19 protein-coding genes are annotated in these 20,615 nt (G+C 59.7%); 11 read left to right on the forward strand and 8 right to left on the reverse strand.

Going from position 1 to position 20,615, the window contains the following annotated elements; genetic code table 11:
* Nucleotides 1-60 precede the first annotated feature (60 nt).
* The 4 genes from ACLH0I_RS13255 to ACLH0I_RS13270 all read left to right on the forward strand — a co-directional run bounded on the left by ACLH0I_RS13255 (nt 61) and on the right by ACLH0I_RS13270 (nt 4,732).
* Complete coding sequence (locus ACLH0I_RS13255) at nt 61-576, forward strand: sigma-70 family RNA polymerase sigma factor (protein WP_250961509.1); 516 nt, start codon at nt 61-63, stop codon at nt 574-576.
* Nucleotides 563-1,543: a FecR domain-containing protein gene (locus tag ACLH0I_RS13260; protein ID WP_411387306.1), complete on the forward strand. Its 981-nt coding sequence runs from the start codon at nt 563-565 to the stop codon at nt 1,541-1,543. The genes ACLH0I_RS13255 and ACLH0I_RS13260 overlap by 14 nt, the downstream gene beginning before the upstream one ends.
* 118 nt (nt 1,544-1,661) lie before the next feature.
* Complete coding sequence (locus ACLH0I_RS13265; RefSeq protein WP_411387307.1) at nt 1,662-4,052, forward strand: TonB-dependent siderophore receptor; 2,391 nt, start codon at nt 1,662-1,664, stop codon at nt 4,050-4,052.
* Nucleotides 4,053-4,195: 143 nt separating this feature from the next.
* The gene (locus ACLH0I_RS13270; protein WP_250961369.1) at nt 4,196-4,732 is read left to right on the forward strand and encodes a dihydrofolate reductase family protein; all 537 of its coding nucleotides are present in this window, start codon (nt 4,196-4,198) and stop codon (nt 4,730-4,732) included.
* Nucleotides 4,733-4,741: 9 nt separating this feature from the next.
* On the opposite strand, the gene ACLH0I_RS13275 is transcribed toward ACLH0I_RS13270, so the two are convergent.
* The 3 genes from ACLH0I_RS13275 to ACLH0I_RS13285 form a co-directional block, all read right to left on the reverse strand.
* Nucleotides 4,742-6,508: a S8/S53 family peptidase gene (locus ACLH0I_RS13275; RefSeq protein WP_411387308.1), complete on the reverse strand. Its 1,767-nt coding sequence runs from the start codon at nt 6,506-6,508 to the stop codon at nt 4,742-4,744.
* Nucleotides 6,509-6,606: 98 nt separating this feature from the next.
* On the reverse strand, nt 6,607-7,173 hold the full coding sequence (locus ACLH0I_RS13280; protein ID WP_411387309.1) for a hypothetical protein: 567 nt from the start codon (nt 7,171-7,173) through the stop codon (nt 6,607-6,609).
* A gap of 43 nt (nt 7,174-7,216) precedes the next feature.
* Complete coding sequence (locus ACLH0I_RS13285) at nt 7,217-7,510, reverse strand: hypothetical protein (RefSeq protein ID WP_250961366.1); 294 nt, start codon at nt 7,508-7,510, stop codon at nt 7,217-7,219.
* Nucleotides 7,511-7,731: 221 nt separating this feature from the next.
* Here ACLH0I_RS13285 and ACLH0I_RS13290 point away from each other — a divergent pair, with 221 nt between their 5' ends.
* Nucleotides 7,732-8,403 (forward strand): DUF998 domain-containing protein, encoded by a 672-nt coding sequence (locus tag ACLH0I_RS13290; protein ID WP_250961365.1) that lies wholly within the window; start codon nt 7,732-7,734, stop codon nt 8,401-8,403.
* A 6-nt stretch (nt 8,404-8,409) separates the two neighbouring features.
* On the opposite strand, the gene ACLH0I_RS13295 is transcribed toward ACLH0I_RS13290, so the two are convergent.
* From ACLH0I_RS13295 to ACLH0I_RS13305, 3 genes are all read right to left on the reverse strand, one after another.
* A complete protein-coding gene (locus ACLH0I_RS13295; RefSeq protein ID WP_250961364.1) occupies nt 8,410-8,571 on the reverse strand; it encodes a DUF2986 domain-containing protein in 162 nt (53 codons plus the stop codon).
* A 180-nt stretch (nt 8,572-8,751) separates the two neighbouring features.
* Nucleotides 8,752-10,218: an FAD-binding oxidoreductase gene (locus ACLH0I_RS13300; RefSeq protein WP_411387310.1), complete on the reverse strand. Its 1,467-nt coding sequence runs from the start codon at nt 10,216-10,218 to the stop codon at nt 8,752-8,754.
* Nucleotides 10,215-10,781, reverse strand: coding sequence for a YebB family permuted papain-like enzyme (locus tag ACLH0I_RS13305; protein WP_411387311.1), 567 nt, complete (start codon nt 10,779-10,781; stop codon nt 10,215-10,217). The genes ACLH0I_RS13300 and ACLH0I_RS13305 overlap by 4 nt, the downstream gene beginning before the upstream one ends.
* A 164-nt stretch (nt 10,782-10,945) precedes the next feature.
* Here ACLH0I_RS13305 and ACLH0I_RS13310 point away from each other — a divergent pair, with 164 nt between their 5' ends.
* Nucleotides 10,946-11,680, forward strand: a complete 735-nt coding sequence (locus ACLH0I_RS13310) for a helix-turn-helix domain-containing protein (protein ID WP_411387312.1) — start codon at nt 10,946-10,948, stop codon at nt 11,678-11,680.
* Nucleotides 11,681-11,709: 29 nt separating this feature from the next.
* On the opposite strand, the gene ACLH0I_RS13315 is transcribed toward ACLH0I_RS13310, so the two are convergent.
* Entirely contained in the window at nt 11,710-12,738 is a 1,029-nt protein-coding gene (locus ACLH0I_RS13315; RefSeq protein ID WP_411387313.1) for an alpha/beta hydrolase, read from the reverse strand.
* A 24-nt stretch (nt 12,739-12,762) separates the two neighbouring features.
* Nucleotides 12,763-13,245, reverse strand: coding sequence for a cyclophilin-like fold protein (locus ACLH0I_RS13320; RefSeq protein ID WP_411387314.1), 483 nt, complete (start codon nt 13,243-13,245; stop codon nt 12,763-12,765).
* An 89-nt stretch (nt 13,246-13,334) separates the two neighbouring features.
* Here ACLH0I_RS13320 and ACLH0I_RS13325 point away from each other — a divergent pair, with 89 nt between their 5' ends.
* From ACLH0I_RS13325 to ACLH0I_RS13345, 5 genes are all read left to right on the forward strand, one after another.
* Nucleotides 13,335-14,231 (forward strand): LysR family transcriptional regulator, encoded by an 897-nt coding sequence (locus ACLH0I_RS13325; RefSeq protein WP_411387315.1) that lies wholly within the window; start codon nt 13,335-13,337, stop codon nt 14,229-14,231.
* A 1,182-nt stretch (nt 14,232-15,413) separates the two neighbouring features.
* Nucleotides 15,414-15,896 carry a formate dehydrogenase subunit gamma gene (locus ACLH0I_RS13330; RefSeq protein ID WP_092441683.1) on the forward strand — a complete coding sequence of 161 codons (483 nt, stop codon included), beginning with the start codon at nt 15,414-15,416 and terminating at the stop codon, nt 15,894-15,896.
* Complete coding sequence (locus ACLH0I_RS13335) at nt 15,890-17,449, forward strand: formate dehydrogenase beta subunit (protein ID WP_411387316.1); 1,560 nt, start codon at nt 15,890-15,892, stop codon at nt 17,447-17,449. Before ACLH0I_RS13330 ends, ACLH0I_RS13335 begins: the two co-directional genes overlap by 7 nt.
* On the forward strand, nt 17,446-20,322 hold the full coding sequence (fdhF, locus tag ACLH0I_RS13340) for a formate dehydrogenase subunit alpha (protein WP_411387317.1): 2,877 nt from the start codon (nt 17,446-17,448) through the stop codon (nt 20,320-20,322). Before ACLH0I_RS13335 ends, fdhF begins: the two co-directional genes overlap by 4 nt.
* The gene (locus ACLH0I_RS13345) at nt 20,319-20,540 is read left to right on the forward strand and encodes a formate dehydrogenase subunit delta (RefSeq protein WP_186704808.1); all 222 of its coding nucleotides are present in this window, start codon (nt 20,319-20,321) and stop codon (nt 20,538-20,540) included. The genes fdhF and ACLH0I_RS13345 overlap by 4 nt, the downstream gene beginning before the upstream one ends.
* Nucleotides 20,541-20,615: the final 75 nt, after the last annotated feature.

Genomic DNA, 20,615 nt, shown 5'->3' on the forward strand with positions numbered 1-20,615 from the left:
AAGGCCTATCGCCTGAGTAGAATGCGATTAATTATCAATCATGTACTTGCCGGGATTCCGATGCGCAGCGATGAAACACTAGGTACTGCAGATCTAGGGCTGCTCTATCGAACCCATCACTCGTGGTTATACGGCTGGCTAATCCGACGCATTGGATGTCGCGATAACGCAGCAGATTTGGCGCAGGACACCTTCGTACGCCTGCTCAAGTCCCGTCAGTCCAGCCCCTTGCGCGAACCCCGCGCCTATTTGAGTAGTATCGCCCGCGGACTGATGATTGATCAGTATCGTCGTCGCGAACTCGAACGTGCCTACTTGGAAAGCATCGCGTTGCTACCTCAACACGAGGTGCCCTCGGAAGAAAGCCGGCTGATGATTCTTGATGCGCTCGAGCGCATAGACCGCATGCTCGGTATGCTCAAACCGAGAGTTCGCCAGGCATTTTTATTGGCCCGACTCGACGGTCTGACGTGCGCGCAAATAGCCGAAAAGCAGGGTGTTTCCCGCGCGACGGTGGAACGCGACCTGGCCACGGCCCTGCAACACTGCTATCGCTTGCGTTATGTCGAGTCGTGAGCCGCAGGCGCTGGATCCGGCCATTGTCGAGCAGGCGATCCAATGGCTGGTGCGCCTTCGCTTCAATCAAGCCGATGAACAGACACAGCGCACTTTTGAGCACTGGCTCCGGCAGCGCCCGGAGCATGTGTTGGCGTGGCAGCGTGTGGAAACGCTTGGGGATGAATTCGCCGGCGTGCCCGCTCAACTGGCGCGACAAACCCTTAATGGCACCCATGATGGGATGCGGCGGCGCGAAAGCCTGAAGCTACTGGGCCTATTGGCGACTGTCAGCACGGCAGCCTGGCTCGGTCGGGACTACACACCCGTACCTGCGATGCTTGCGCAGCAACACAGCAACACCGGCGAGCAACGACGCTTCCAACTCGATGATGGCAGCCTTATCCAGCTCAATAGTGATAGTGCCGTCGACAGCGATTTCGACGCCCAGCGACGCCTGATCATCCTGCGACGGGGTGAAATCATCGTGAATGTCGGTGCGGATCAACACTCGCCTCGAGCGAGACCGTTCTGGGTGCAATCCCGTGACGGAATCATGCGCGCCCAGAGTTCCCGCTTTCTGGCACGCGAGCTTGGCGATGGCACTCTGGTCGCGGCTCAGGAAGGATCAGTCACGGTTTTCCCTGGCTCCAGTCAAACGCCTGCGAGCCGTAGCGTCCAGGCAGGCAATCAGTTGCTGTTCACATCAAGTGGCGCCCGAACGTTCAAAGGCAATGGCCTTGATCTATGGAGCTGGGGTGACGGGGTGATCAGTGCAAGCAATATGCGCCTCAATGATTTCATCGTGGAGCTGTCGCGTTATCGCCCCGGGGTACTGCGCTGCGCCGAAGAGATCGCGGATCGTCGCGTTTCCGGCACCTTCCAGCTCGCCGACAACGATCAGGTCCTGGCATTGATCGCGCAATCACTGCGCTTGCACATTGATTATCGGACCCGCTATTGGGTGACCGTGACCGCTGCCACCTGAGCCCATCGGAACTTTGCGCTACCTGAAAAAGAATGAGGTGCTTTCTCATTCTCGTTCGACCTCTAAGGAAGGCCGGAATACAGGCCAGTCTGCCGATGTCCTTTCTTGGAGCGAGAAAATGAGTTCGTCCCCGGTTTCACAGCGCCGTCCATTAAATCGTGCCTTGCACGGTGCGATTTTGGGTTTGATCGTGAGCAGCTACGCATTGCCATCGCTGGCGCAAACCTCGAACGCTGACCACAGCAATCAAGTCAAGCAGTGGAACATCGCTGCCGGCCCACTGGCGCCGGCGCTTGACCGTTTTGCGCGGGAGGCTGGCATCAGTCTTTCCTTCGACGCGTCGAGTGTCGTGAACCGCACCACTGCTGGCGTGAATGGCACGCTCGATACATCGACAGCGCTGTCATCGTTGCTGCAGGGGAGCGAATTGCAAATCGAACAGCAAGGCCCGAATGCCTATCTACTGTCCCCTCGACCAAAGCCCGCCGGCCCGCTGGAGCTCGGCGCAACGGACGTCGAGGACTACCGCCTTGCACCCCTCATCATCAACGCCAAGGTCAGGGTCAGTGCCGACGACGACGCCAACTCGGTGGTCGCCCAGGAGCTCTGGGTTGGCGGCAAGGTGGCAACCAGCATTCTCAATACACCGGCATCGGTGTCGGTGGTGACCAACAAGGAAATGGAGCAACGCAGCGTCAGCACCACGGAAGAGGCGCTGCAATACACGCCGGGCGTGGTCAGTGACTTCTATGGTACGGATGACCGCAACGACTATTTCCAGATCCGGGGCTTCCAGGCCACCACCTACCGTGACGGCTTGACCCTGAGTTCGATGCGCGGCGTACGCGAAGATCCATTCGCCTATGAGCGCATCGAGATTTTGCGTGGCGCCAACTCCACGCTGTTTGGCCCCGCGGACCCGGGTGGCTCGGTGAACTTCGTGACCAAACAACCGCGCTTCGAGCAGTTTGGCCAAGGCTATGTGACCTACGGGTCGTTTGACCATGTCGAGACAGGCATCGATGTGGGGGATGCGCTGAACGACGAGAAAACCTTGGCTGGCCGCTTTACTGCCAAAGGCCAGAACAGCGACCGCGAGTACGATCACTCACAGGACGACAACCGGTTGGTGATGGGTGGCCTCACCTGGGCACCCACGGATTACACGTCAGCCACCGTGATTCTGGACTATCTGAAAACTGAAAGTTCGCCCAACAGTGGCGGCTATCCGCTGGACAAGGAATACGACCGCAGCAAGTTCTATGGTGAGCCCAGCTACAACTTCCACGATGTCGAGCGCACCAGCCTCAGCGGTAACGTCACCCATGACTTCGACAACGGCTTTGTACTGCGCAGCAATCTGCGCTACAGCAAATTGACCGATGATTTTGGCTACGTTTACCTCAGCGACAGCGCCGCACGTGTCGGTACTACCGTTGACCGGTATCTGTTTGGAACGGACAGTGAGGCCGACCAGTTCAACGGCAATCTGATGCTGCAATACGATGCCCGCTTCGAGAACATCGACAGCAGCAGCCTGGTGGGCGTGGAGTATCTCGATTCGACCACCAAGGAAAGCTCGGTCTACGCCCTGACCACCCCGATTGACATTGCAAATCCCGTGTTTACTGGCGTTCCACGCTCAATCACGCCGTATGCCGTCAACAAGCGAGACGCGACCACCAAGGCTGTGTTTCTTCAGCAGAACCTATCGTTCTACGAGCGTTTCATCGTCACCGCGGGTATGCGCAACGACTCGATGGACCTTACCAGCAAAGGCTTGATATCCACGGAGAAAGACAACTTCTCCGAAACCTCCTACCGAGGTGCGTTGACCTATATGGTCAACGATGAGGTGTCCACCTATGTGAGCATGGTGGAATCCGTCTCGCCGCCTCAGGTTGGCGTAACACCGCAGACGGGCACGCAGTACGAAGTGGGCGTGAAGTATGCGCCGATGGGGATGGACGCACTGTTCTCCGCAGCCGTTTATGACCTGACCCAGGAAAACGTCACCATCGCCGTGGTGCTGCCGAGCGGCATCATTGAGCAACAGACGGTGGGCGAATCGCGGGCCCGTGGCCTCGACCTGGAGGCCAAGGCGCAGGTGACGCAGAACCTCAGCCTGATTGGTGGCTACTCCTATATGGAGTCCGAGGTACTGCGCGGTTCGTTGTACGACGGCAGCTCCCTGAAGGGTAACGAGTTCTCCACGGCACCCAAGCATTCCGCTTCGCTCTGGAGTTATTACGACGTGCCCGGCACGGATGTCAGCGTTGGCTTGGGGGCGCGCTACGTCGGCTCTTATTACTTCGATGCAGCCAACTCCGGCAAAAGCGATGGCACCACGCTGTTCGACGCCGCCTTCAACTACGAGATCGCCAAGGGCACCGACCTTGCGGTGAACGTCAGCAACCTGCTGGATGAGCAGCACGTGGTCGGTTCCGGCACAGCGAACTTCTACAACCCGGGGCGCGAGATTACCGCCAAAGTCAGTTACAACTGGTAGGCAGGCGTGTAAGCCCAATGCTGTTCACTTAAGGCAATCGACAAACCCGTGGCGAGGGAGCTTGCTCCCGCTGGGCCGCGAAGCGGCCCCAAAACCTGCCAAGTGCGGCGTATCAGACACACACCACAACAAAGGAGCCTCAAATGCCTACCGCTCACGTCTTCATCGCCACCAGCCTGGATGGTTTCATTTCTCGGCCCGACGGTGACATCGACTGGCTCTTGCAACGCGACGACCCATCCGAGGACCACGGCTATCAAGACTTCATCACCGACAAGGATGTCATCGTGATGGGGCGCGGGAGCTATGAAAAGGTACGGACCTTCGACACCTGGTTCTACGACCGGCCCGTGGTGGTGCTGTCCAAACAGTTGGCCGATTCGCCGGTGCCCGAGGCGTTGAAGAATAAGCTGCGTTTCTCCAACCTGGCACCCAAGACGTTGATGACGGAGCTGGCAAGCCAAGGCGTGCAGCGCGTCTATGTGGATGGCGGGCGGGTGGTGCAGTCGTTCCTGCGCGAGGGCTTGGTGACCGATATGGTGATTACCACCGTTCCGGTGTTGATTGGCTCGGGGCGGCCGTTGTTTGGCGGGCTTGGGCAGGATGTGGATTTGAAACTCGTATCCAGCCGCAGCTTTGCGTCGGGCTTGGTGCAATCCACTTACCGATTGGCCCCATGACTCGTCGGTTCAACGCACACGATCACGGCTTTGCGCCGCCAAATCCAGGGCCTTTTGCATGTCCAGCCGTGCCGAGCGGCCGACGTCCTTGTCGTTGAGTTGGTAGCGGCGTTCCGACGGCAGGATGGGCGCGGTGAGGTCTTCGCCGTCCATCTGTTCGAAGTCGTGGTTTTCGCCGATGGTCATGGCGCTGCGGCGTAATAGCATGCGCAATTGCTCGGGTTGCAGTTGCGGGTTGATGGACAGCATCGCCGCCAGCAAGCCCGCGACCATGGGCGTGGCGTAGGACGTGCCGCAATGCACGGCGCTGTCTTGGCCGGCGCTGGTCGTCGAGGCGTGGGCGCAAGCGGCGGCGGTGATGTCGACGCGCATGTCGATGTTCGAGGAGCTGCGCTTGACCGCATAGGCCGGGTCGTCGACGGCAACGCCAGCGTGCTCGCTGCGCTGGTGTCCGCCGACCACGAGCAATTGCTCTGTGATGAAGGAGGAGGGCAGGCGATATTCGTCGCTGCCCGAGAAGGAAGAACCATTGCCGGCGGAGTTCACCACGATCACGTCGGGATGCGCCTTGCGCAACCAAAGGAAAAACTCTTCCAGCAGTTCTTCGTAACCGCCCATGGCGAGGCCCGAGCGCAGCAGCGAATCGACATCATCGCCCTTGATGTCTTTGGCGCCGACGCGGTGGATGCCCCAGCTCCAATTGAGCACGCGCACGCCGTCTTCCACGAGGTTGACCGAGGCGGCGATGTTGGCGGTGATGCCGGCATCGGAGTTACGTTCGACAATGATCTCGAAGCCACCGCTGGCCTTGTCCAGCCCACGGAGAAAACCGGTGTTGCCGCTGTCATCCCAACGTGCGGCGAGGATGCCGGCGACGGTCGTGCCGTGGTTGTCCGGTTTGTCTGCATCGCGGGCGTAGACGCAAGTGCGCGGCGGCGAGCAGGCGCCGAGGTCGTCCGCGAAATCCGTCGTGTCGAAGTCCACATCCCGCTCGATCAGGCCAATGCGCACCGGTTGCGGCTGGATGGGTGGCTGACGCCCGGGGATTCGCCGTTGGTAATAGTTCACCGCGTCGAGAAAGCGATTCGCGGCCCATTCGTCGGAGTCCAGGGCGGGTTTCTTCGTTTCTTCAGGATGGGCTGGGGCCTGCTCGGTTTCTTCGGCGGAGGACTCCTCGATCACCACGGCATCCACGCTGGTCTCGCTGCCCAGGCGCAGCACCAGTGCATCGCGCTGCACCAGGTCCTTGGCGGGCAAGCGAAGTTGATACAGGTTCAGCGGCGCGATGCTGCCGACCACCTTCGCGCCGTACTTGTGGGCCAGGCGCTCGGCTTCCTGGCGGCCATCGCGGTCTTCCTCGATCAGCACGCTGACCAGGTCGACATAGGTGGTCAGGCCGTCCATGTTCTTCGCCACTGCGTCCGGCCCGGCGGCCAGCACGTGACTGTTGCGCAAGGTCAGCCAGGCGGCATTGCTGGTGCGTGAGCCGTCTTCCAGCCAGAGCGGGCCGCTTTGGTAATCGGCGGCGTCCAGGCGCACGCGCAGGTGGTTCCCTTCACGCTGGAACGCGTCTGCGGGTATCGCCTTTGCTCCCAACTTCAGTTGCGGCGTTGCATCACCCAGCCCGCGCGCTGTCAGGCACCAGTCCTGGTGCTGGCTCTGCAGCAGGTCGCCGCAACGTTTCAGGCTCTCCAGGCGCAGCGGTTCCGGGGCAGCGGTCGCCGTGCCGGCAGCCAAGGTGAACAGTGCAGCGAGAGCAGTGAATCGTAGGAACATAGGGCCAGGCTTCTTTGCCGAGGGTCTTGTTGCTCCGACTGTGATGCGGCGTGCTTCGTTCAGCGGGATAACGAGATTCAGCGAATACCCATTCCGGTTCAAAAGCTCTCGAGGCGCACTGCAACACCTGCTTGCCGTGCGAGTTCGATCATGGCTTCGACCTGGTCGACATCGGCAATGAACCCGACATATTCGTCGCCACCAGCGTCAAGGTGCAGGTAGCGTTTGTCGAATGCCACGAGCCATCGGTCGAAATTGGCCAGCGTCTCCGACATCGGCAGCGTGCCCTCATAGCGGTAGGGGTAAGTTTCTTTTACCCCGCTGGCGCTGACCAGATAGGGCACCAGATACTCGAAACCATCAAAGCCTTTCCAGTCGACGCCTAGCAACGCCAAGTGTTCGAGCTTCTGGCCTCTGTCTGCATCCAGCAAGCCTTCCACCAGCGCGGTGGCCGGTTCCTGGCCCGAACCGTAAATGCGCAGCACGCGCCTGACCAGCCTGGCACCTTCGGCGTCTGGTATACGGGCCAGTAGGGCTTGGGTAAACGCCTTCAGTTCGGCGCGATAAGGATGCAGCTCCCGCATGATCGCCGCGTCGCTGAGAGTCGTTTCCTCTGGTGGCGGCAGGGTAAAGCGGCCGCCGAACAAGCGATCAAGAATGCCCATTTTCTTTCCGTTCCTTGGGTTGTCGATCTTCTCCAGTCTACTGTTATACGTATCCCACATGAACGCGATACCGGATATCCCGATCAAAAGGGTCCTCCGGGTTTTCGTAGGCTTCTAGTGTTTCCAAGAAGCCCATTCGCTCAAGGCTCACCAGATCTTCGAGGGTCCAATCAAACGGTAAGTCGCTGGAAAAGCTTTCGCCCTGGTGTTCAATCCAATGAGAAACCGGGAAGGGCAGGTAACCGAGCCACTCTGATCGATAGGTGATCTCGTCAGATTCGCCACCGATCACCATGGTGCGGATCTTGTTCTTGATGATTGTTTGGCGTTCATCCATGGTGTTTCGATCCCGATTAATGATTGACTGCGTATTCTGTGTAGAATCCGTTTTCTCCAGAATTCAAAGGATTGAGCCTGCAATCACTTGCCATGTCCGGTACGTTATTGACCCTTCGCAGTTTCCTGCACCCGGTTCTTGATTGAGCGGTTGGACGCTTGGATCAATGCAATATTTCACATCACATCACATCACATCACAACGACAAGGAATGTCATCTCATGAAAACCATCGATCGTGCTTTGCTAGGCTTCGGAATACTGATTCCGTTCTGGCTGCTTTTGGGTGTCGCACTGACTGCGCAAAGCTATCCAGGCTACAGCCATCTGGATCAAGCCATGAGCCAACTAGGCGCCGTTGGAGCGCCAACCCACGGCTTCTCTGCCTGGGTGAACAACTTTCCGCTGGGTGTGATGTTCGTGCTTTTCGCAACAGGCGTGGCGAGACGGTTCAAGGCATCGCGGATGGCCTTGCTGAGTGCCGCACTGATTTTCGTCCATGGCTTGGCAAGTTTCGCGGCCGGCTATTTTTCCTGTGACCAAGGTTGTGCGCCGATTGAACCGTCGATCTCGCAACAGAGCCACAACCTTGCGGGGCTGGTGATGTTCATCTCGCTTACCCTGGCAGGGGCGCTGTGGGCGTTCCTTGGCAAGTCGTTGCTTTTATCGTCCAGGTTCGCCATGTTCTCTGCGATCTGCGTAATCCTCGCCATCGTAACGGTGATGCTGATGGCGACGGCAATGGCCGACGGGCACTTGTTTGGCCTGTACCAGCGGCTCAACTACGGGGTTTCGGTGGTCTGGGTTGCGTCGTTGGCCATCGTTGCCCTACAGGATGCCAGAGATAAGCCGCGAGGCGCGGCGGTTCGGGCGCAGGGCTTCAGGGGGCAATGACGTGGCTCAGCCTTCCGAGGAAATAATGGGGGCGTCACTGGCTTCAGCCTCCAATTTCAATCGGTCGGCTTTGCTGATGTATTGATTTTTGTTTTTGGGCGCCAACTTGGCACTGGCTTTCTTGGCGTTAGCCTTTAACAACTGGTTTATTTTCTTGCGGCGATTCATGTTGTTCTGCTCGGCGTGTCGATGTTTGGATGGTATCAGCTTTGCGTTTTCTCAGGATTTTTCCTGACGTTGGCAACGGGCTTCACGCGACGCTCGACAATGATCGAGTCATCCGGGATCTCCAAGCGGATTGCCGTTTCCGCGGTGCGCATTTTCAGTGGACTGGCCCCGTCGTCCGCGCTATCCCACGTAATACTTATCCCAAAGCTTGTTCCGGAATCGCTTCTGCGGATCGAACCGCGCCTTGAGTGCGAACAGCCGTTGCGCGCCGGGATAGGCACTTGCGAACTGTTGTCGCGTCGCATGCAGCTGATAAGGCAGGTAATAGGTGCCCCCAAACGCCAGCGCAAGTTCGATCAGTTCGCGCGTCCATACGCCGACCTTTTCGCGGTCGGCCACGCCAACGTATTGCCAGTAATAAAGCACGAATGAAAAGACTTCCTCCCGGGCCCAGGGCAGACACGAGTCAGGTGCGGGTGGCGCGTGGCGGATGGAGATGTTCACGGCATCGACGTCATGGGCCTTCAGTAGATCGGCCATCTTCATTACAAACGCGTTGAGGTGAGCTACCGGTACGAAATATTCCTGCAAGGCGTAGGTGCTGTTTCGGGTAGCAATCGGTCCGAGGGCGGCGACGTCCCTGCTGGCCTCGTAGTTGCGGCGTACCACCGGGTGGCTGAGGTAGCGCAATGGATCGACCACATCCTTGCGAATCAACGGGCCGCCGGGGAGTCTGGCCACGCCCCACATGATGGTCTGATCGAGCGTGTACGATTGCCCCGGTGCGACCAGCCGTTCCTCGACGGTCAGTGCTTTTTTCGTGGTGCTCCAGGTGATGGCGGTGGCTTGGTCAAAGTGGGGCGGCGCCAGATCGGCATTGTGCAGGATCGCCTGGTCGTTTCCGCGGATCTGGTCATTGAAGAACTGGGGGTAATCGGCAATCGGCATGTGGTGGACCTGGCGTTCCATCGTGACGTTTGTTGCCAGGTCCAGTTCGATCTCGGTAATGACCCCCAGCGCGCCATAACCACCGATGGCCGCGTGAAACAGATCGGTATTCACGGTGCGGGACGCTTCCATGACGGAACCGTCGGCGAGCACCAGTTGCAGGGCGCGTACCGAGTTGCTCATCGGCCCGGCGCCGACGTAACGCCCATGAGCATTGACTGACAGCGCACCGCCGACGGTGAAGTTGGCATAGCTCTGCATGATCTTCACCGACAGATCGTCCGGGTCGATGACGGTCTGGAGGTCGCGCCAGCGCATCCCTGATTGCACGCGTATGACCTTGTTCTCAGGCGAATAGTGGATGACCTGATTGAACTGACGCATATCGAGGTGCAGGCTGTCTTCGCTGGCAATCTGTCCGCCCATGCTATAGCGGCCACCCCCGATGCTTACAGGGCCTGTCCACTGGGCAAGCGCCTGGCGGATCTCATCGGTGGTGCGCGGCGCCAGCAGACGATTCACCCAGACTGGGTTGAGCAGTGTCACGTCGTTAACCAGGACGCCCGAAGAGGCTGCCCAGCACGACCAGGGGGACAGCACGCCGAAGGCAATCCCGGCCGTGCCAGCCTGAAGCACGCTGCGCCGGGTGAGGCAGGGCAACGATCTTGAAGGGGGAAGCGCTTGCACATCGTTGGTCATGCGGTGTCACTCAGTTGGGAATCGAAAATGACCCGCACGTCCGGACTTCGAAGCAGACTGGCCGGTGTGACGGTACGACGTTGCCAAGGAATTCGGCCGAAATACCACAGCCGCCAGAACGCCAGGTTCGGATTGGCATTATCTTGCAGCAAGGTCGCGAACGTCTCCACTTCACCGAGCTGAACATTAGTTGCTTCATCGATGACCTCACGAACGAAACGAGAGCAGAACTGGCGCCGCGAGCTTATATTGAAGCCCGTGTCATAGAGCGTACCCAGCCGATGATCCGCGGCGTTCTGAAGTGCCGCGCGTTGCGTGTCGGTGAGAGGTCGCGTGAGCCTCGCCACTGTGCAGCATTCATGCTCGGAGCGCTTGAGAAATCGGCTGAGCGAGGTGGTGCGCGAAAACGGAAACGTGCTTTCCGCAATCACCGGTTCATCGCCGCGGTTGTCGACCACCACGCCCACATGATTCGTCCACGAATTCGTCGCGTTGGCGACCTCCAGGAAGGGCCGCGCGGTGACCCGGATGAACACCATATCGCCAATCTGCAGGTCGTCCATGGAGGGCGCGCCTGATGTTGGAGAATTGTGTGCTGCGTTTTTGCTGAACATGCTGACCTCTCGGCTTTTTTAAGTTTCAAGCATGGGGAGAGGGTGGCGGAATTCGCAACTTATTCGTGGGTAATTCGCTAAGCTGATACCAACAGTATCGGATATCAATACTTATGACCCAGATTGCCCAACTCATCGCCACTTTGAAACAGCATCTCAAGGCCGCTGGCATGACCTATCGCGATGTTGCTCTAGCGCTCGACCTGTCGGAGCCCAGCGTAAAGCGTCTGCTGGCCAGTGGTCGCTTGACGGTCGAACGCCTCGCACAGTTTTGTGAGTTGCTGGGCCTGACGATGGCGGAATTGCTTCAAGAGGCAGAGCGGTCGACCCCACCTCTGCAAATGCTGACACGGGAACAGGAAGCGCAACTGGTCTCAAACGAAAAGCTGTTGCTGGTGGCGGTGTGTGCGCTGAATCACTGGTCGCTGGAAGACATCGTGTCCGCCTACTGCGTGTCAAAAGCCGAGTGCATCAAGCATTTGTTGGTGTTGGAACGGATGGGCCTGGCGGACCTGAAACCGGGAAATCGCATCAGGTTGCTGGTCGCGCGGGATTTCGATTGGCTGCCGGACGGTCCTATCCGAGGGTTCTTCCTGCGGCAGGGTTTGCCGGATTTCATGGCGAGCCGATTCGACGTCCCCGATGAAACCCTGCACTTTTCCCATGGCATGTTGACGAAGTCTGCTTACGCCCAGTTGCAAGTCGACATCCACAAGTTGCGCAGCAAACTGGCGGCGCTTCACAACGAATCGTTGAGCGCGCCGCTGTCCGAAAAACGTGGGACTGCGCTGTTGCTGGCGATGCGAGTTTGGGAGCCGCAGGCGTTCAGGAAGCTTAAGCGGGGGTAGATCGATAGGTCTCTCGACTGGGCCAGATATTACTTCAGATTGCTCTGGAAGAAGGTTGTCAGCTTATCGAACGGAATGAGGTCGACCCGATCATAAAGATCGACATGGCCAGCTCCGGGAATGATGACCAGTTCCTTGGGCTGACCGGCGAGCTTATACGCTTGCTCGCTGAATTCCCGGGAGTGCGCATCGGCCCCTGCGATGAACAACATCGGATGCGGTGAAATGGTCTCGATGTCATTGAGCGGGTAGAAGTTCATGAACTTGATATTGCTGGTCAGCGTCGGGTGCGTGGTCAGGTCTTTCGACGAGCCGGATGGCGTGACCTCGCCGCGGGGGGTGCGGTAGAAGTCATAGAATTCACGTTGGATGGGATGAGTGTTGGCGTCCAACTGGTGCACCGTACCGCTGGTGTAGAGCGTTTCACCGCCGGCAAACTCGACGTTACGCTGCTGGGTGGCTTGGGCGATGATCGCCCGGCGCTGTTCGAGCGTTTGGGAATGCTTCAACCCGTTGCGATTGACGCCACCCATGTCGTACATGCTCACCGTAGCGATGGCTTTCATGCGCGGGTCGATCTTGGCTGCGCTGATCACGAAGCTGCCACTGCCACAGATGCCGATCGCGCCAATCCGCTCCTTGTCGACGAAAGGCTGGGCGCTGAGAAAGTCCACCGCGGCGCTGAAGTCCTCGGCATAGATATCTGGCGAGACGGCATTACGCGGCCGCCCCTCGCTTTCGCCCCAGAACGACAAGTCTAGGGAAAGGGTCACGAAGCCTTTTTCCGCCATTTTCGTGGCATAGAGGTTGGCGCTCTGCTCCTTGACCGCACCCATCGGGTGGCCGACGACAATCGCCGGGCTTCTGGTCTTGCCATTGAGTTTTTTCGGAATAAACAGGTTCCCTGCCACGTTCATTTGATATTGGTTCTTGAAGTTGACCTTCTGGACGGTCACGTCATCGCTGGTATAAAAGTTATTTGCGCCGTTGGACATGTCGGCTCCTATGGCTGAAAGAGACGTGACGAAAAGCGTTAATAAGACGAGCATTTTTTTCATGGATGGACCTGTCGATGCGGGTTATCAATCGTGGGTAAACGTCACTTGCACTGATCCCGGGCCCAGGGCTTGGGCGAGACTTGAGGTGTCGTTGATATGGCCTAGGCGCGTGTATGCGTAGGCTGAATCGAAGTCCTTGTAGAAAACGACCAGGGTGTCCGTGTCGTACAGCATCACGTCGCCGTTGCGGATCGTTCCCGGCCTGCTCGCTTTGGCAGGTAGCGTTTGGGGGAGAGTGGCGTATTTCTCGTTGCGATTGAGGTCGCTCATCTCCAGCGTCAGCGGCAATAACCCGACAAGCGCCTGGGCGGCAGCGCTGTCGGTCAAGGTGATGGTGAAGCGTTGTTCACCGACGGTCATCCACATAGCCGTTTTCTCCGTTGTGGAAGATGCCGACGCGGCACCGTTGATCGTTGAGTAGCTGCCAAGCACAAGCATCACCAGCAGCAAGAAACGCCGGGTTGACCTCATCGCGGTTGTCCATCGGTTCTTGTTCATGGGGTTCATGGTGACCGGTGGGCAGCGGTACGACTAGCTAATGAATGCTTAACGAGGCTATAAGCAAGGCTAATCAATCCGCCAAAAGTGCTTTCGCCATGGTCAAAAGAAATCTCAACGATCTGCTGTCTTTCGTCACGGTGGCGAGGGAGGGCAGCTTCACCCGGGCTGCCGGCGCATTGGGCGTCACCCAGTCGGCGCTGAGCCAGTCGATCACTGGCCTGGAAGCACGCCTGCAAATCCGCTTGCTTACGCGGACCACCCGCAGCGTTTCGCCGACCGTCGCGGGCGAACGCCTGCTGAACGCCATCGGAAATCGTTTCGATGAGATCGAAGCCGAACTGGCGATGCTCACGGAAATGCGCGACAAGCCCGCCGGGATTGTCCGCATTACGTGCGGCGACCATGTCTTGCGTACCACCTTGCTGCCGAAACTGACCGGGTTGCTGCACGACTACCCGGACATCAACGTGGAATTTGACGTCAGCTACGGATTTCGTGACATCGTCGCGGACCGTTTCGATGCGGGGGTACGCTTGGGCGACACCATCGACAAGGACATGGTGGCAGTGCCGATAGGCCCTGCATTGCGAATGGCTGCAGTGGCGTCGCCTGGATACTTTGCCACTCGCACCGTCCCCAAAAGTCCCCGCGATCTGCTCGGCCATCGTTGTATCAACCAGCGCATGCCGACCTCAGGCGGGCTTTACGTCTGGGATTTCGAGCGGCGCGGCAAGCAGGCCAACGTTCGGGTAGCTGGGCAGCTCATCTTCAACACCTCGACTCACATCGTCGAGGCCGCATTGGCGGGATTGGGAGTTGCGTACTTGCCCGAAGAGGAATTCGAGCCGCATCTCCAGGCGGGCCGACTGGTTCGCGTCCTGGAGGACTGGTGCCCGCCGTTTCCAGGCTACTATTTGTACTATCCTAGCCGACGGCAGCCTTCGCCTGCGTTTACCCTAGTAGCCAATGCGCTGCGCAATGCCGATTTTTGACCTGATGAGTTCTTTCAGGGCAAACACGAGCACGCATGTTTTTTACGATTATGTGAAACGTGTTTGGAAACAAAAAAATCTAAAGAACTGTCAGATTTTACAGGTTCGTTGATCTTGTTGTTAGGGCATTATTTAAGTCGTATCGAGATTTCTACCTTAATACCAACTCGGCGACAGGGTGGTTAATAACCTATTCGCTATCGAAAAATATGTGGAGGGGCAAGAAAATGAATATTTCTAAATCGTGCATTGCGTTGTTTGTTATTTTTTCATTGCAATATAGTCATGCGCAGGCTGCAGGTCATGATCCGGCTTGCGAGGCTGCGTGGAACGAGTCGTCAGCGAGAGCTAGCTGCAGCGGACTGGATTGGACAACTTACGATCCACAGACGAATATGTGTACTTTGAAAAAACGTTGTGCTGGGATAGGGACTCACCTAGCGCCAGGCGCCAATTCAGGACAGTACCGTGTGGAAGGAAACAACACGAACCAAACAGTCAGATTCTCCCCCGAGGACGTGTCCAAATTAAGCAATTGCAATGGCATATTAAAGGTCGGCGCCTGTTAAGGGGGGCGGTATTTGACTTCAGGCTTCAGTGGCGCCTGGTAAAGGTTGGGGGGAGAGCACTGATTGAGTAGGCGAGATTCGTGTCGCCGATGTCAGGACAAATCAGTGCTCTTGTGCGCTATTGATATTGCATATCCTTTTGATAACTTCCTTATGCCTATTATCTGACGTGACGGCGGCGATGGTTTGCTATGGATTCCCACCTTCACATCCTTAGTCAGATGTTGATCGCTATCTCTATATTGTCTCCATGCCGTATACCTTGATAATCGGCGGCATCGTGATACTCGCTATATAGTTTTACCTTTGCGCTCCGGTAGAGTCACCTCCATTGATTCGGTGTCTACAATCGGACTCATGAGGCCTGGGCGACATCGTTCGTCTACTCAAGTCGCTTTTAGAACACGTTTCGTCGTCCATGTGCAATCGCCAACCCCCGGGAGTGGCAAGCTGTGAGGATGCCCCGGACCAGGTGCGCCAAAGACACCTGGCCGGAGAGCGAGAATGGCGATCGGATGTGCCACGCTACCGTGACGTGGGCCGGACGCCGCAGCCAAGACTCCGGACGGCTGCCGCTATGCGGCGGTGTCGTTCGAGATGCCGAGGTACGTTTATGCCCGATGAGACGCTTCACCTGCCTTTGATCCACAGCGTGCTTGCGCGCGAAAAGGACACCCCCGGTGCCTTGCTGCCCATTCTCCATGCCATCCAGGCAGGCTGCGGGTATGTCCCCGACAGCGCCGTCCCGGAGATCGCCCACGCCCTGAACCTCAGCCTGGCTGAAGTGCGCGGGGTCATCAGTTTCTACCACGATTTCCGCACCACGCCGCCGGCGCGCCATACCCTGCGCCTGTGCCGGGCCGAGTCCTGCAAGAGCATGGGCGCCGAAGCCCTGGCTGCGCAGTTGCGCGAGCAACTGGCGCTGGACGATCACGGCACCAGCGCCGACGGCAGTATCAGCCTGCGGCCGGTCTACTGCCTGGGCGCCTGCGTCTGCTCGCCGGCCCTGGAACTGGACGGGGAGTTGCATGCGCGGATCACGCCCGAGCGCCTGCGTCAGTTGGTGAATGACTGCAGGGAGGAGGGCGCATGCTGACGCTCTGTATCCCCCGCGATTCGGTGGCCCGTGCGGTGGGCGCGGACAAGGTCGCGGCTGCGTTGACCGTTGAGGCTGAACGTCGACAGTTGCCGTTGCAGGTGTTGCGGACCAGTTCCCGTGGCCTCTATTGGTTGGAGCCGCTGGTTGAGTTGGAAACGCCTGAAGGGCGCTTGGGTTTTGGCCCGGTCACGGCCCAAGACGTGCCGGCCCTGCTCGATGCGCTTGCCCATGATCCGGGCAGCCATCCCGCTGCCCTGGGACTGGTGGAGAACATTCCTTATCTGAAAAGCCAGCAGCGCCTGTTGTTTGCCCGTGCTGGCATCACCCAGCCCTTGTCCCTCGATGACTATCGTGCCCAAGGCGGATTTCTCGGCCTGGCCCGGGCGATCCAGATGGATGGCGCCGAGGTGGTCGCCAGCGTGCTGGATTCCGGCCTGCGCGGTCGCGGCGGCGCGGCGTTCCCGGCGGGCATCAAGTGGCGCACCGTGCGCGATGCGCAGGGGCCGCAGAAGTACGTGGTCTGCAATGCCGACGAAGGCGACTCCGGTACGTTCGCCGACCGCATGCTGATGGAAGGCGACCCCTTCCTGCTGATCGAAGGCATGATCATCGCCGGCATCGCCGTGAGCGCGACCATGGGCTACATCTATGTGCGTTCGGAATACCCGGACGCCGTCAGTACGCTGAACGACGCGCTGCACATCGCTCGCGAGGCCGGTTACCTGGGCGCGAACGTGAGCGGCAGCGGTCGCGCCTTCGAGCTGGAAGTGCGGGTCGGCGCCGGCGCCTATATCTGTGGCGAGGAAACCGCGCTGCTGGAATCCCTCGAAGGCAAGCGCGGCACGGTGCGCGCCAAGCCGCCGCTGCCGGCGCTGCAAGGTCTGTTCGGCTTGCCGACGCTGGTGCATAACGTACTGACCCTGACCTCGGTGCCGATCATCCTGGAGAAAGGCGCGCAGTTCTATCGCGACTTCGGCATGGGCCGTTCCCTGGGCACGATGCCGTTCCAACTGGCCGGCAACGTCCGTCATGGCGGCTTGGTGGAGCGGGCTTTCGGCCTGAGCCTGCGGGAGTTGGTGGAAGGTTATGGCGGCGGTACCGCCAGCGGTCGTCCGCTGAAGGCCGCGCAAGTGGGCGGGCCGTTGGGCGCCTGGGTGCCGCCTTCGCAATTCGATACGCCGCTGGACTACGAAGCCTTCGCCGCCATGGGCGCGATGCTCGGCCACGGTGGTGTGGTGGTCGCCGACGACAGCCTGGACATGGCCCAGATGGCCCGGTTCGCCTTGCAGTTCTGCGCCGAGGAATCCTGCGGCAAGTGCACGCCGTGCCGGATCGGCTCCACCCGTGGGGTGGAAGTGGTGGACCGCTTGATCGCCAGCACCGAAGTCGGTGACCGCCAGGAACAGGCCCTGCTGTTGCAGGACCTGTGCGACACCCTGCAATACGGTTCGCTCTGTGCCCTCGGTGGGATGACGTCCTACCCTGTCGCCAGCGCCCTCAAGCATTTCCCCGCCGACTTCGGTCTGGCGACCACGGAGGCTGACCAATGATCACCATTTTCGATCCCAGCACCGATATCGACCTGGGCACCCCGGCGCGTGACAGCGACGTGCAGGTCAGCCTGACCATCGACGGACGCGAAATCAGCGTCGCCGCCGGCACCTCGGTCATGCGCGCCGCAGCCATGCTCGGCACCACCATTCCCAAGCTCTGCGCCACCGACAGCCTGGAAGCCTTCGGCTCCTGCCGCATGTGCCTGGTGGAAATCGACGGCATGCGCGGCTATCCCGCGTCCTGCACCACGCCGGTAACGGAGGGCATGGTGGTGCGCACGCAAACCTCCAAGCTCGCCACACTGCGGCGCAACGTGATGGAGTTGTACATTTCCGACCACCCGCTGGATTGCCTGACCTGTTCGGCCAATGGCAACTGCGAGTTGCAGACCGTGGCGGGGCAGGTGGGCCTGCGCGAAGTGCGCTACGGCTACGAAGGCGCCAACCACTTGGCCGAGGCCAAGGATGTTTCCAACCCGTATTTCGACTACGACCCGAGCAAGTGCATCGTCTGCAGCCGCTGCGTACGCGCCTGTGAGGAAATCCAGGGCACCTTCGCCCTGACGATCACCGGGCGCGGTTTCGACTCCCGGGTGGAAGCGGCCGGCGGTGACAATTTCCTCGATTCCGAATGCGTGTCCTGTGGCGCCTGCGTGCAGGCGTGTCCGACGGCGACCCTGATCGACAAGAGCGTCGTGGAGATTGGCCAGCCGGAGCGCAGCGTCATTACCACCTGCGCCTATTGCGGCGTAGGCTGTTCGTTCCGCGCCGAGATGAAAGGCGAACAACTGGTGCGCATGGTCCCGGACAAGAACGGCCAGGCCAACCACGGCCATTCCTGCGTCAAGGGCCGCTTCGCGTGGGGCTACGCCACGCACCCGGATCGCATCACCAAACCGATGATCCGCAAGCACATCAACGACCCATGGCAGGAAGTCAGCTGGGACGAGGCGGTCACTTACGCCGCCAGCGAACTGCGCCGGATCCAGCTCAAGTACGGGCGCGATTCCATCGGCGGCATCACCTCCAGCCGCTGCACCAACGAAGAAACCTACCTGGTGCAGAAACTGGTGCGCACTGCGTTCGGCAACAACAACGTCGACACCTGTGCCCGTGTCTGCCATTCGCCTACCGGTTACGGCCTCAAGCAGACCCTGGGCGAGTCCGCCGGCACGCAGAACTTCGACTCGGTGATGAAGGCCGACGTGATCATGGTGATGGGCGCCAACCCCACCGATGCGCACCCGGTGTTCGGCTCCCAGCTCAAGCGCCGCTTGCGCCAGGGCGCACGACTGATCGTCATCGACCCACGGCGCATCGACCTGGTGGATTCGCCCCACGCCCGCGCCGAGCTGCACTTGCAACTGCGTCCGGGTACCAACGTGGCGATGCTCAACGCGCTGGCCCATGTGATTGCCACTGAAGGCTTGATAGACCAGCCTTTTGTCGAGGCTCGCTGCGAGGCGACGGACTTCGCCCGCTGGCGCGATTTCGTCAGCCTGCCGGAAAACTCGCCCGAGGTCCTGGGCCCGGTGTGTGGCGTGCCTGCCGAGCAGATCCGCGCCGCCGCACGGCTCTACGCCACTGGCGGCAACGCGGCCATCTATTACGGCCTCGGCGTTACCGAGCATAGCCAGGGCAGTACCTCGGTCATGGGCATTGCCAACCTGGCCATGGCCACCGGCAACATCGGTCGCGAAGGTGTCGGGGTGAACCCGCTGCGTGGGCAGAACAACGTCCAGGGCTCCTGCGACATGGGTTCGTTCCCTCACGAACTGCCCGGCTATCGGCACATCTCCAACGACGCGGTGCGCGCCGAGTTCGAGCAAGCCTGGAACGTGACCTTGCAACCCGACCCGGGCCTGCGTATCCCGAACATGTTCGAGGCGGCGCTGGACGGCACCTTCAAGGCGCTTTATTGCCAAGGTGAAGACATCGCCCAGAGCGACCCCAACACCCAGCATGTGACGGCCGCGCTGTCCGCGTTGGAATGCGTGATCGTCCAGGACATCTTCCTCAACGAGACGGCCAAGTTCGCCCACGTGTTCCTGCCGGGCAGCTCGTTCCTCGAGAAGGACGGCACCTTTACCAACGCCGAACGCCGCATCTCCCGTGTTCGCAAGGTGATGGACCCATTGGCCGGCAAGGCCGACTGGGAAGCCACCATCGCCCTGGCCGACGCCCTGGGCTACAAGATGCACTACAACCACCCTTCGGAAATCATGGATGAAATCGCCCGCCTGACGCCGACGTTCTCCCGCGTCAGCTACGCCGAACTGGAGCGACACGGCAGCCTGCAATGGCCGTGCAACGATGCCGCGCCGGACGGCACGCCGACCATGCACATCGAGCAGTTCGTGCGCGGCAAGGGCCGCTTCATGCTCACCGGCTACGTGCCCACCGAGGAGAAGGTCAACAACCGTTATCCGCTGCTGCTGACCACCGGCCGCATCCTCAGCCAATACAACGTCGGCGCCCAGACCCGGCGCACCGAAAACGTCGCCTGGCACGAGGAGGACCGTCTGGAAATCCATCCAACCGATGCCGAGAACCGCGGGATCGTCGACGAAGACTGGGTCGGCATCGGCAGCCGTGCCGGGCAAACGGTACTGCGCGCGAGGGTGACCGAGCGCGTGGCACCGGGCGTGGTCTACACCACGTTCCACTTCCCGGAATCGGGCGCCAACGTGATCACCACCGACAACTCCGACTGGGCCACCAATTGCCCGGAATACAAGGTCACGGCGGTGGAGATCGTGCGGGTCAGCCAGCCTTCGGAATGGCAGAAGCGTTACCAGGCGTTCAGTGATGAACAAGGGCGCCTGCTGAGGGAACGTCGTCATGCCGAGAAAGCGGAGGTGCGTCGATGAGCTCTGAAAGCCTGATCAAGATGGCCAACCAGATCGGTCAGTATTTTGCCAGTGAGCCGGACCACGCGGTGGCGGTGCGTGGTGTATACCAGCACATCAAGAGCTTCTGGACGCCGACCATGTGCCGCGACTTGATGGCCTGGCAAACGAAACATCCCGACGCTGTCCTGCACCCGTTGGTATTGGCGGCATTGATGGAGTTTGCAGAAGCGGCTTAGTAAGGAAATGCTGTAGAACCTGCACACAGCCCCGGCCGGCGCCCTCGTTAACGACGAAGGGAACCGACCGGGGCT

This window comes from Pseudomonas sp. MPB03 (assembly GCF_046605385.1).
In the GTDB taxonomy this organism is placed as follows: Bacteria; Pseudomonadota; Gammaproteobacteria; order Pseudomonadales; family Pseudomonadaceae; genus Aquipseudomonas; species Aquipseudomonas zanjanensis.

What these genes read in the sequence shown, in the direction of transcription:
- ACLH0I_RS13255 (WP_250961509.1), top strand. Translation starts at nt 61, where the DNA reads ATGCGCAGCGATGAAACACTAGGTACTGCAGATCTAGGGCTGCTCTAT.
- ACLH0I_RS13260 (WP_411387306.1), top strand. Translation starts at nt 563, where the DNA reads ATGTCGAGTCGTGAGCCGCAGGCGCTGGATCCGGCCATTGTCGAGCAG.
- ACLH0I_RS13265 (WP_411387307.1), top strand. Translation starts at nt 1,662, where the DNA reads ATGAGTTCGTCCCCGGTTTCACAGCGCCGTCCATTAAATCGTGCCTTG.
- ACLH0I_RS13270 (WP_250961369.1), top strand. Translation starts at nt 4,196, where the DNA reads ATGCCTACCGCTCACGTCTTCATCGCCACCAGCCTGGATGGTTTCATT.
- ACLH0I_RS13275 (WP_411387308.1), bottom strand. Translation starts at nt 6,508, where the DNA reads ATGTTCCTACGATTCACTGCTCTCGCTGCACTGTTCACCTTGGCTGCC.
- ACLH0I_RS13280 (WP_411387309.1), bottom strand. Translation starts at nt 7,173, where the DNA reads ATGGGCATTCTTGATCGCTTGTTCGGCGGCCGCTTTACCCTGCCGCCA.
- ACLH0I_RS13285 (WP_250961366.1), bottom strand. Translation starts at nt 7,510, where the DNA reads ATGGATGAACGCCAAACAATCATCAAGAACAAGATCCGCACCATGGTG.
- ACLH0I_RS13290 (WP_250961365.1), top strand. Translation starts at nt 7,732, where the DNA reads ATGAAAACCATCGATCGTGCTTTGCTAGGCTTCGGAATACTGATTCCG.
- ACLH0I_RS13295 (WP_250961364.1), bottom strand. Translation starts at nt 8,571, where the DNA reads ATGAATCGCCGCAAGAAAATAAACCAGTTGTTAAAGGCTAACGCCAAG.
- ACLH0I_RS13300 (WP_411387310.1), bottom strand. Translation starts at nt 10,218, where the DNA reads ATGACCAACGATGTGCAAGCGCTTCCCCCTTCAAGATCGTTGCCCTGC.
- ACLH0I_RS13305 (WP_411387311.1), bottom strand. Translation starts at nt 10,781, where the DNA reads ATGGACGACCTGCAGATTGGCGATATGGTGTTCATCCGGGTCACCGCG.
- ACLH0I_RS13310 (WP_411387312.1), top strand. Translation starts at nt 10,946, where the DNA reads ATGACCCAGATTGCCCAACTCATCGCCACTTTGAAACAGCATCTCAAG.
- ACLH0I_RS13315 (WP_411387313.1), bottom strand. Translation starts at nt 12,738, where the DNA reads ATGAAAAAAATGCTCGTCTTATTAACGCTTTTCGTCACGTCTCTTTCA.
- ACLH0I_RS13320 (WP_411387314.1), bottom strand. Translation starts at nt 13,245, where the DNA reads ATGAACCCCATGAACAAGAACCGATGGACAACCGCGATGAGGTCAACC.
- ACLH0I_RS13325 (WP_411387315.1), top strand. Translation starts at nt 13,335, where the DNA reads ATGGTCAAAAGAAATCTCAACGATCTGCTGTCTTTCGTCACGGTGGCG.
- ACLH0I_RS13330 (WP_092441683.1), top strand. Translation starts at nt 15,414, where the DNA reads ATGCCCGATGAGACGCTTCACCTGCCTTTGATCCACAGCGTGCTTGCG.
- ACLH0I_RS13335 (WP_411387316.1), top strand. Translation starts at nt 15,890, where the DNA reads ATGCTGACGCTCTGTATCCCCCGCGATTCGGTGGCCCGTGCGGTGGGC.
- fdhF (WP_411387317.1), top strand. Translation starts at nt 17,446, where the DNA reads ATGATCACCATTTTCGATCCCAGCACCGATATCGACCTGGGCACCCCG.
- ACLH0I_RS13345 (WP_186704808.1), top strand. Translation starts at nt 20,319, where the DNA reads ATGAGCTCTGAAAGCCTGATCAAGATGGCCAACCAGATCGGTCAGTAT.